At 43.4% G+C, this 10,299-nt stretch carries 8 protein-coding genes and 2 pseudogenes; 4 read left to right on the forward strand and 6 right to left on the reverse strand.

Going from position 1 to position 10,299, the window contains the following annotated elements; genetic code table 11:
- Together CAG69_RS01135 and CAG69_RS01140 are read left to right on the forward strand one after the other, a co-directional pair.
- A pseudogene (locus tag CAG69_RS01135) lies at window positions 1–170 on the forward strand (TVP38/TMEM64 family protein); the annotation flags it as partial.
- Window positions 171–190: 20 nt separating this feature from the next.
- Complete coding sequence (locus tag CAG69_RS01140) at window positions 191–511, forward strand: hypothetical protein (protein ID WP_005390719.1); 321 nt, start codon at window positions 191–193, stop codon at window positions 509–511.
- Between the two features lie 37 nt (window positions 512–548).
- On the opposite strand, the gene CAG69_RS01145 is transcribed toward CAG69_RS01140, so the two are convergent.
- From CAG69_RS01145 to topA, 4 genes are all read right to left on the reverse strand, one after another.
- Window positions 549–1,352: an alpha/beta fold hydrolase gene (locus tag CAG69_RS01145; RefSeq protein ID WP_006742124.1), complete on the reverse strand. Its 804-nt coding sequence runs from the start codon at window positions 1,350–1,352 to the stop codon at window positions 549–551.
- 110 nt (window positions 1,353–1,462) lie between these two features.
- The gene (glgA, locus tag CAG69_RS01150) at window positions 1,463–2,920 is read right to left on the reverse strand and encodes a glycogen synthase GlgA (protein ID WP_161442305.1); all 1,458 of its coding nucleotides are present in this window, start codon (window positions 2,918–2,920) and stop codon (window positions 1,463–1,465) included.
- Entirely contained in the window at window positions 2,910–4,127 is a 1,218-nt protein-coding gene (gene glgC / locus CAG69_RS01155) for a glucose-1-phosphate adenylyltransferase (protein ID WP_048626184.1), read from the reverse strand. Before glgC ends, glgA begins: the two co-directional genes overlap by 11 nt.
- Before the next feature lie 610 nt (window positions 4,128–4,737).
- Window positions 4,738–7,368 carry a type I DNA topoisomerase gene (gene topA, locus CAG69_RS01160; RefSeq protein WP_005390711.1) on the reverse strand — a complete coding sequence of 877 codons (2,631 nt, stop codon included), beginning with the start codon at window positions 7,366–7,368 and terminating at the stop codon, window positions 4,738–4,740.
- 438 nt (window positions 7,369–7,806) lie between these two features.
- Between topA and CAG69_RS01165 the strand changes: the two genes are divergently transcribed.
- On the forward strand, window positions 7,807–8,055 hold the full coding sequence (locus CAG69_RS01165) for a YciN family protein (protein WP_005387884.1): 249 nt from the start codon (window positions 7,807–7,809) through the stop codon (window positions 8,053–8,055).
- Between the two features lie 65 nt (window positions 8,056–8,120).
- Here the strand turns inward: CAG69_RS01165 and aroA are convergent, their stop codons facing one another.
- Both aroA and CAG69_RS01175 read right to left on the reverse strand, forming a co-directional pair.
- A complete protein-coding gene (aroA, locus tag CAG69_RS01170) occupies window positions 8,121–9,401 on the reverse strand; it encodes a 3-phosphoshikimate 1-carboxyvinyltransferase (RefSeq protein ID WP_161442307.1) in 1,281 nt (426 codons plus the stop codon).
- Window positions 9,402–9,691: 290 nt separating this feature from the next.
- The gene (locus CAG69_RS01175) at window positions 9,692–10,168 is read right to left on the reverse strand and encodes a glycine zipper 2TM domain-containing protein (RefSeq protein WP_161442309.1); all 477 of its coding nucleotides are present in this window, start codon (window positions 10,166–10,168) and stop codon (window positions 9,692–9,694) included.
- A gap of 39 nt (window positions 10,169–10,207) precedes the next feature.
- Between CAG69_RS01175 and CAG69_RS22380 the strand changes: the two are divergent.
- Window positions 10,208–10,299 (forward strand): annotated as a pseudogene (locus CAG69_RS22380) (leucyl/phenylalanyl-tRNA--protein transferase); the annotation flags it as partial.

The raw sequence follows: 10,299 nt of genomic DNA on the forward strand, positions 1-10,299 counted from the left end.
GCACTGCAGTTTACTTAAACGCCGGTACTCAGTTAGCAACAATTGAAAGCCTGTCAGGCATTATTTCACCTGCGGTATTGGCCTCTTTTGCGTTACTGGGGCTGTTTCCTATCATCACTAAATGGGTTATGAATAAAGTAAGGCCAACACCGAGTCAGCAAAACTCATAATTAGTAAGTGGACGTGTTTAATGAAAATATTCATTGCTAAAAACCCAGCAGAAGCGCATATCGTGTGCGAATTATTGAAAACCGAGCAAGTCTACTGTGAAGTCCGCGGAGAAGGTATTTTCGGTTTAAAAGGAGAGCTGCCGTTTAGTGATGATACCGATCCTTATGTCTGGCTTTTTGACGCCAAACAACAAGTAAAAGCAGAAGGAATAGTACAAGCCTACCGCAAACAATCCGATGGAAATGAGTATCAAGATTGGCAGTGCCCGAAGTGCCATGAGGTAAACGAGGGGCAGTTTGGTGCTTGTTGGCAATGTGGACATCAAATAGGGGAGCCTTAATAACTCCCCTACTCCTACTCAATCGATTTATTCAGCGCTAAGCAGAAACCGTTTGCTGCTTAATAAATTCGATGGAATGTTGATTGAAATCTTCAGGGCGCTCAACATTACAAACATGACCACAGTTGGGGATCTCTCGTAAAACACTAAGCTTATGCGCCGCAACCATTTCTTTAACAGGCTTAATAAACATGTAATCTCTGTCGCCCATTAAATAGAGTGTGGGAATGGGTAACTCTCGATCTTTAAAATACTTCATTAAAGGATTTACATCAGCAGCAAGAATAAACCAACGTTTAAATTCTTTTTGGCAAAGCTTCTTGGCCTCACGAATAAAAAGATGGCGAGACTCTCGCTGGCTTCTCTGTGGCATAACAATGTACGCAAAAAGTTTGTAGAGCCACATGTACGGCAGGATATGCTTACAAAAATTACCTAATTTAACCAATATTTGAGAACGAGTATTGAGCCTTGTGACAGCGCCACCGAGTACCATTGAACGCACGCGCTCTGCTGATAATTCAGCAAGGTTTCGAACAATAATGGTACCAAGTGACATACCGACAAAATGAGCGGATTGGATCTTTAAATGATCCAATACTTTCAAAATATCTTGGGTAACTTCCGTAAAGGTATAACGGCTGGCAATGAGCTCTTTAAGTAACTGATTTGACTTTCCATGACCTCTTAAATCGATCAGCAATAAGTTAAAGTGTTGCTTGTAAGCTTTGATTTGCTTGAACCAGATAGAAGAGCTACCGCCAGCACCATGCACAAATACAACCCACTCATGACTAGTAGGGTGCAAATAGGTTTTATGAAAAAGTAGCGGCTGGGTCATATTCAAGTATCAAAAAGGTCGTGCTATTGAGTAAAAAGCCATCCTACCACACTCCCCTTACTCAAGATAATAAAGGCACCTCATTCGGTGCCTTTCGTTACAATTTTAAGTCAATTTAACGCCGAATTGTAAAGTTGCAAATAAGCTTCTGCGGCCTTTTGCCAACAAAAATCTTGTTGCATCGCATGCAACTGTACTTTATTCACTTCAGGTTCGTTTTGAGCATAGAGCAACAGTGCCCTTAGCATCGTTAACAACAATGCCTGCGGTGTCGGTTCGAAAAAAACAAACCCCGTCGCTTCAGAAGGGTTCACATCATAATCGTTGACGCTGTCTTTTAGACCACCGACACCACGTACTATCGGCAATGTACCGTAAGCCATACTATAGATTTGATTCAAACCACACGGCTCAAACTCAGAAGGCATCAGAAAGAAATCAGAACCCGCTTCAACGATATGCGCAAGTTCATTATCATAAGCTTCTACGAAGACAAATTTACTAGAAAACTGTGCAGCAACCTCTTCTAGCTGAGCGGCTAGTACAGGGTCTCCGGTCCCAACGACAACTAGTTGAACATCGTGCTTCAAAAAATCGGCCAAAGCAGGCAACAAGTAATGCACACCTTTTTGCTGGGTCAACCGACAAACCATACCGAACATGGCTACATCTTTTTCAGGCAAATTTAGCCGCAGTTGTAATGCTTGTTTACACGCTTTCTTGCCTTGCGTCATACTTTGTTGGTCAGCGCAGTAATTAACTGGCAAGTAAGTATCCGTTTCCGGGTTCCAAGCACTGTAATCACAACCGTTCAAAATACCAACTAAGTCCTGCGCGCGTTGCTGAAACTCCCAAGCCATTCCATGACTGCCAAGCTCTGTTTTGAGTTCCTCTGCGTACGTAGGGCTGACCGCGTTTATCTTATCGGCATTCATTACACCAGCTTTGAGCATAGTAATATGCGTTGCACTCACCGCAGCATCGGGAACGTTTCGACAATGAAACTCTGGCAAGCACTGCACGTCTTCATAACTAAATACGCCTTTAAAGACCGCATTGTGAATTGAAATGACGCTTTTAGTATGAGCAAAAAACGGATCATTGCTATACCTGTGCTTGAGCAAAAATGGAACAAGACCAGTGTGCCAATCGTTCGCGTGTATGATATCCGGCTGAAAAGCAAGCTTCGGCAACATGTCTAAACATGCCGCACTAAAAAACGCAAAGCGCTCACCGTTATCGGTATACGCTTGGTTGTTCTCCGCATACATCGATGGTCGATTGAAATACGGCTGACAATCAATCAGGTAAACAGGATTTTGACCTAACATGAGCCGCAAAACTCGATACTCCGAATGCGGCCATGATGTTAATTCTGTTTCTAATACAACTTCTGCGTCTGCGAGTTTATCAATACTGCTGTACGCAGGGATGGTAATTCTTACGTCTTGCTGTAGGTTTTGAAGGGCTTCCGGTAGTGCCTTGGCAACATCTGCCAAGCCACCACTTTTAATGAGGCCTTCAACCTCAGAAGCTACAAACAGAATAGATAAGTTGTTAGTAGCCAACTCGAGCTCCTTTCGGAATAACAACAATGCCCTCCTCAGACACATGGAAGTGTTTTTTATCTTCTTGAAGATTCACACCAATCTGAGTACCAGGAGCAATATCGGCATCCTTATCGACAATCACACGACGTAAAACACAGCCTTCGCCAATTTTCACGTCACCAAGAAGGATACATTCGCTGATATCGCAAGCAGATGCAATATTACTGCGGAACCCAAGCACCGACTTTTCTATTCTTGAGCCTCTGACGTAACTGCCATTACATACCAAACTGTCGATGATCTGAACACGGCCATTATCAGAGTCTGTAAATGTCGCTGGCGGCAGTGGAGGATAATAAGTATGCAGCGGCCATTTACGGTTATATAGTGAAAACGGTGCGTCTTTTTCTAGCAGATCCATGTGCGCCTCCCAGTACGCATCAATGGTTCCCACATCACGCCAGTACACCTCTTCTCTTTCACCGCTGATTTTGTTAGTACTGAAGTCATACACGAACACGTCACCTCGAGGGAACATCTTAGGAATAATGTCCTTCCCAAAATCATGTGACGAAGCTTCATTATCCGCATCTTCAACCAACTCAGAGAATAACACCTGAGCTTCAAAAACGTAGTTACCCATTGAAACTAAAGCGTAATCAGGATCGCCAGGAATCGACTTCGGGTTTGCTGGTTTCTCTTCAAAGCCTATCATGCGACCTTCACTGTCCACTTCGATAACCCCAAATTGCGACGCCTCTTTTAGTGGCATACGCAATGCAGATACCGTGAGAGAAGCCTGTTTCTCTGAGTGGAAGTTCAGCATTTGTTTAATATCCATCTTATAGATATGGTCAGAACCAAAAATACAAACTTGATCCGGCTCCTCTAGTTCCATAAAACGGAGGTTTTGATAGATCGCGTCCGCCGTTCCTTCGTACCAACGCTTACCAGTGCGCATTTGAGCAGGAATAGGATCGATAAAGCGGTCAGTGATGCCATTAATGTTCCAGCCCTTTTTTAAATGATGGAACAAAGATTGAGATTTAAATTGGGTGAGGACGTAAATGCGCATTAAATCCGCATTTACAAAATTGTTTAGAGCAAAATCGATCAATCGATAGCTACCACCAAACGGTACCGAAGGTTTACTACGAGATTCTGTTAAAGGTCTCAAACGAGAGCCTTCACCGCCAGCAAGAATCATTCCCAAAACACCAGCCATTTGTTGTTCTCCATATCGTTATAGCTTGGATTTGGTACTCGCTTGAATGAGTCATACTCGGGGAGTCAAGCGAATACATTTAGTAACCGTATCAGGAGTTTCTTTGAACTCTTACAACACGATAAAAAAGCTACGGCACTTCCAGTATGCAACGTCCACTCTTTTCTTATTTTTCGACGCAAAATGCACACAGTTGCACTAATTTTTGTAATAAATTATCTAAGCAGGTTCTAAATTACAATTTTTAATACGCCATTCTGTGTTCCATACAGTTCTTGCTTACTCAAGACGATATCTAGATCACACATGCAAAAGCAAACGATTACATTATGAAAACAATTTACGAACGGATTCACTACACGACCGACTTTTTGAGCTTAATATATAACAAATATATGAACGCAAAATGAAAGTTACGACGAATGTTTTTTACATAAAAAATACGTTCGCTACTAATAAATCGTGACTCTGGTGTTTTCTAGCGACAATGGTGCTTGTTAAAGTGAGGAAAGGTCGATTAAAGGAAGAATGCGCAGGAGAAAACTGTCGGCCCCTACGCAAAAAAGGCAGCGATATCGCTGCCTTTTTACATTACCTTAATGGTGCATTTTTATGCTTTCGCTTTTTTACGCTTATCTGTGACTTCCCACTTACCTTCAACAAAGAGCGCTGTCCAACCAGATGGTTTGCCGTTCTCTTCCGAACGAACGTAGTTCTCTTTTGTTTTGCGACTAAAGCGTACAACTGCAGGACGACCATCAGGATCTTCTTGCGGTGCGGTCGCTAGGTATTTGAACTTCTCAGGTAAACGCTCTTCAAAACGTGCCAGTTCAGCAACCAAAGGAGCACGTGTCTCGCGCGATTTAGGGAAGTTGCTTGCCGCCATAAATAGACCTGAAGCACCATCACGAAGTACGAAATACGCATCTGAGTTTTCACATGGTAACTCGGGGAAATGAACAGGATCTTCTTTCGGTGGCGCGACTTCGCCATTCTTCAGAATCTTACGAGTGTTCTTACACGTTTCACTCGTACAGTCCATGTATTTACCAAAGCGACCGTTCTTAAGCACCATATCTGAGCCACATTTGTCACATTCAACAACTGGACCATCATAGCCTTTGACTTTGAACTCACCGTATTCAACAAGGTAGCCTTCACAATTCGGGTTATTACCACAAACATGCATCTTACGCTTGTCATCAATCAGGTATGCATCCATCGCCGTTTCACAGATCGGACAACGCTTTTTAGCACGAAGCGCGGCCGTTTCAACGTCTTCTTCTAGAACGTTAATAATACCTTCTTCGTCACCCAAGTTGATGGTTGTCTTACAACGCTCTTTTGGTGGTAACGCGTAACCAGAACAGCCTAAGAACACACCTGTCGAAGCAGTACGGATACCCATTGGACGGCTACACGTCGGACACTCGATATCCGTCATGACGATGTGGTTTAACTTCATACCGCCTTCTGACTCATCCAGCTCCGCTTTTTCAAGATCGCCAGTAAAATCAGCAAAGAAGTTGTCTAACACAGCTTTCCAGTTCACTTCACCTTCAGCGATTTGGTCCAATTTCTGTTCCATACGCGCAGTAAAGTCGTAGTTCATCAAATCGTTAAAGCTGTCATCAAGGCGGTCAGTAACAATTTCACCCATTTTTTCAGCGTAGAAACGGCGCTGATCAACTTTCACGTAACCACGATCTTGAATCGTAGAAATGATCGATGCGTAAGTCGACGGACGACCAATGCCTCGTTTCTCCAGCTCTTTAACCAGTGCTGCTTCAGTGTAGCGCGCAGGTGGCTTTGTAAAGTGCTGTTTAGGGTCAAGTGACTCTAAGCTTAGCTTATCGCCAAGTTGTACCGCAGGAAGGATTGTATCCTCGTTTTTGCCCATTGGACGTTGTACACGAGTCCAGCCGTCAAATTTAAGGATACGGCCTTTCGCTTTAAGCGTGTATTCTGCTGCTTTTACGCTGATGGTTGTTGAATCGTATTCTGCTGGCGTCATTTGACACGCGACAAACTGATTCCAAATCAAAGCGTAAAGTTTGTGCGCATCAGCATCGACACCTTGCAGGTCTTCCGCTTTAACACCCACATTTGAGGGACGGATCGCTTCGTGCGCTTCCTGTGCCCCTTCTTTACTGCCATACGTCAGCGGTTTCGCTGGTAAGTACTTATCACCAAATTCAGAACCAATAAAGTCACGTACAGCGTCCACAGCCTCGGCACTTAGGTTAGTCGAGTCCGTACGCATATAAGTGATGTAACCGGCCTCATAGAGGCGCTGAGCTAGCATCATGGTCTTTTTCACGCCGTAGCCAAGACGTGTACTCGCTGCCTGCTGAAGCGTAGAGGTGATGTAAGGTGCTGAAGGCTTGCTCTTTGTAGGGCGATCTTCACGCTTACATACTTCGTAACTTGCATTCTCAAGCACAGACATCGCTGCTTTGGTTTCTGCCTCATTAACTGGCTTAAACGCAGAACCATCTTTCTGAGCAACAAGCAGTTTAAAGTCAGCTTTGTCTTTCGTTTTCGTATTCGCATGAATGTCCCAGAATTCTTCTGGTACAAACGCGTTAATCTCACGCTCACGCTCAACTAATAGTTTCACCGCAACAGACTGCACGCGACCAGCAGATAAACCACGAGCCACTTTCTTCCAAAGTAAAGGTGAAACCATAAAACCAACGACACGGTCCATGAAGCGACGCGCTTGTTGGGCATTAACACCATCCATGTTCAGCTCTCCAGGTGTTTGGAAAGCTTGTTGGATCGCGTTTTTCGTAATTTCGTTAAAAACTACACGTTTGTATCGCTCTTCATCGCCACCGATGATCTCACGAAGGTGCCATGCGATTGCTTCCCCTTCGCGGTCCAAGTCGGTTGCGAGATAAACGCAATCTGCGTCTTTGGCGAGTTTTTGTAGTTCGTTGACAACTTTTTCTTTGCCTGGAAGGATTTGGTAATTCGCTTCCCAGTCATGATATGGGTTAATCCCCATTTTTTTGATCAACGCTTTGCGGTCTTTCTCTTTTTTAACGCGCGCTTTCTCTTCCGGACTCATCCCTTTTGTTGAGATGGCTGCGGCTTTTTTCTCACCAGTGCTTTGACCGGCCGTAGGCAGATCACGCACATGACCAACACTAGACTTAACAATAAAGTCTTTACCAAGGTACTTATTTATCGTCTTTGCCTTGGCTGGTGACTCCACTATAACGAGTGATTTACCCATAACTGACTCTAACGTCCTTCATAATAATGCGGGTAGAAACCTTGTTTAAAGGCCACCCGCATAATGTTCTATTTCATTGCTTCTTTTTTTACTATTGTGCGAGATGAAAAGAAGATCAACTGCTTTTTTGAAATTCAGATCCGATTGGTTGACAATTCATCGTCTTTATACTTCAAAGAGACAGGGTTCTGAAAGGTATTGAGCGGCATATCTAAACAGGCAAACTTAGCATCCGCTAATCCAATGCAATAAATTTTGTTACGCATCACAAAATAGTTTCGTTCAGTGGCTCTGTCATACTCCTCCAACTAATCATACTTACACTCTAAAAATTGATCTGTTTAGGCTAAGTGAACGATTGACTGAATTAATCATGCAAACCCATTTTAGTTGTAGGTATACTCAGCGTTCTCAACTGAAATGAATGGTAGAAAAAGTATGTCTGATAGAACGTTTATCGAAGAGTTCGACCTTCTTTTGATCGCTAACCAAATCATCCAAGAGCACGATGATTACATCGAGGGAATGCGAGCAACAAGCGTAGAAGAAAAAGAAGGTGTTTTAGTTTTTAAAGGTGAATACTTCCTTGATGACAAAGGTTTACCAACTTCAAATACGACTGCAGTATTCAATATGTTCAAATACTTAGCGCATCACCTTTCCAAGGAATTTACGCTGGTTAAATAGGTAGCGGAAAACAAAAAAAGCCAGAGTGTTATTCACTCTGGCTTTCCTGTTTCAGGTCAGGATATTTAGCAGCTTAAAGCCTTAAGTTTGTCGAAGTAGTCAGGGAACGTTTTCGACGTACACTTTGGATCGTTAATCGTCACAGGCGTATCACTAAGTGCCACCAGCGAAAAACACATCGCCATTCGATGATCATCGTAAGTATCAATTGCAGCATGCTTTAACTGAGAGACAGGTTTGACGATGATGTAGTCTTCCCCTTCTTCCACTTCCGCACCAACTTTACGTAATTCCGTCGCCATAGCTGACAAACGGTCTGTTTCTTTTACACGCCAGTTATAAACGTTACGAATAGCAGTAGTGCCTTCGGCAAATAGCGCTGTTGTCGCGATGGTCATTGCAGCATCAGGGATATGGTTGTAATCCATATCGATGCCTTTCAATTGACCAACACGTGAAATTACGTAGTCATCACCCCATTCAATTTCTGCACCCATTTTTTCAAGCGCATCAGCAAATTGAATATCACCTTGAATGCTGTTTTTACCGATACCCGTCACTTTAACTTCTCCGCCTTTGATGGCTGCCGCCGCCAAGAAGTAAGAAGCAGAAGACGCGTCACCTTCAACCAAGAAATCACCTGGAGCGATGTATTGCTGACCGGCAGGAATCACAAACTCTTGATAGTCGTTGTTGATCACATCGACCCCAAACTGCTTCATGATATGCAGGGTGATATCGATATAAGGCTTAGAAACCAACTCGCCTTCGATGTTGATGCGAATTTCACCTTCAGCCAATGGCGCAGACATTAAGAAAGCGGTCAAGAACTGACTTGAAATGGATCCATCGATAGAAACTGTACCTGCTTTTAGGCCAGTACCGACTATTTTGAGAGGCGGAAAGTTCTCGTTTTCCATGTACTCAACGTTCGCACCAGCATCTTTCAGTGCCGTGACAAGGTGACCAATTGGACGCTCTTTCATACGAGGTTCGCCCGTCAGTACATACTCCCCTTCTCCAAGACAAAGAGCCGCAGCTAATGGTCGCATCGCAGTGCCAGCATTACCGAGAAATAACTCTACCGGTTCTGAGATAGAAAACGGACGCCCAAGGCCTTCAACGAGACATTCTGTTTTATCTTCGGAAAGTTGGTATTGAACGCCGAGTTTAGTCAGCGCATTCAGCATATGACGGATATCATCACTGTCGAGGAGGTTAGTAAGGCGAGTTCTGCCTTTAGCAAGAGCAGCAAGTAAAAGAGCTCGATTAGAAACGCTTTTAGAGCCAGGAAGGTTCACTTCCCCTTGAATTCTATTGATAGGTTGTAACGTTAGGCTTTCCATTAAAAGTTGATAATCCTTTGTGCCCTCAACATACGATTTTTTATGAGGGCTAAACAATTCTTCGTGAATTCAGACTACCCAAAAAAACACGACAAAACCAGAGCAAATCGGCGCTAATTTATGAATATACTCAAGTAGCCTAAAGATGCAGAATTAAAGGCATTGCCAGCGATGTAAATAAGAGCGAAAGAGGCGCGACGAAACAGCAAGCTATTTCGACTTTATTTGACGATAAACCAGCCCGACTGTGCATGCCTGGTTAGGCTACCTTAGGTTAAAATAACGTAGGATTAATAAGCGATATCAACCCTGACTCCATAATCAAAATATAAGATACGAACTTCATCCCCTCGACTAAATAGCATATTTTTATCAACATCTTGGATAACATTAATCAGCTTGTCGCCCTTCACTTTGATGAGTAGCTCAACTAACTTATATTTAACCGTGTATTGGTAATTACTTTGATTTTGTGCAACCGCTGCACCTGCAAGTGCACCAACTGCCGTCGCAACTTCTCGTCCAGTACCACCACCAAATTGATTGCCGACTAAACCGCCTATTGTGGCACCAAGTAGCGTTTTCCAACCATTATTTTTCGATTGAACGACCTCTTGCTGAGTAATATAACGGACAGAGTCAATCTTCCCATACACCACTTCATTTACCGGCTTGGCAACATTTCTTTCATATGCTGCGTTGGCGGCAAGTGGGAAAAACAGTATGATCCAAAGCCATACTTTCACAATATTTCTTGACCAGGTCATCATAAACTCCTCTGACTCTAATGTTGGTAACGACTTCTTATGGCTATTTATTTAACTGAACTCGATGAAACGTTCAACTTTCCCTCACCCTATAAAGCACTCAGCGACCCCAATGGTTTGCTTGCTTTTGG

The sequence above is a fragment of the Vibrio sp. V43_P6S15P86 genome, from assembly GCF_009904725.1.
Taxonomy (GTDB): Bacteria; Pseudomonadota; Gammaproteobacteria; order Enterobacterales; family Vibrionaceae; genus Vibrio; species Vibrio diabolicus.

Coding starts and splice junctions, on each gene's coding strand:
- glgC (WP_048626184.1), bottom strand. CDS start 4,127: ATGGCTGGTGTTTTGGGAATGATTCTTGCTGGCGGTGAAGGCTCTCGT.
- aroA (WP_161442307.1), bottom strand. CDS start 9,401: ATGGAAAGCCTAACGTTACAACCTATCAATAGAATTCAAGGGGAAGTG.
- CAG69_RS01140 (WP_005390719.1), top strand. CDS start 191: ATGAAAATATTCATTGCTAAAAACCCAGCAGAAGCGCATATCGTGTGC.
- CAG69_RS01145 (WP_006742124.1), bottom strand. CDS start 1,352: ATGACCCAGCCGCTACTTTTTCATAAAACCTATTTGCACCCTACTAGT.
- topA (WP_005390711.1), bottom strand. CDS start 7,368: ATGGGTAAATCACTCGTTATAGTGGAGTCACCAGCCAAGGCAAAGACG.
- CAG69_RS01175 (WP_161442309.1), bottom strand. CDS start 10,168: ATGACCTGGTCAAGAAATATTGTGAAAGTATGGCTTTGGATCATACTG.
- CAG69_RS01165 (WP_005387884.1), top strand. CDS start 7,807: ATGTCTGATAGAACGTTTATCGAAGAGTTCGACCTTCTTTTGATCGCT.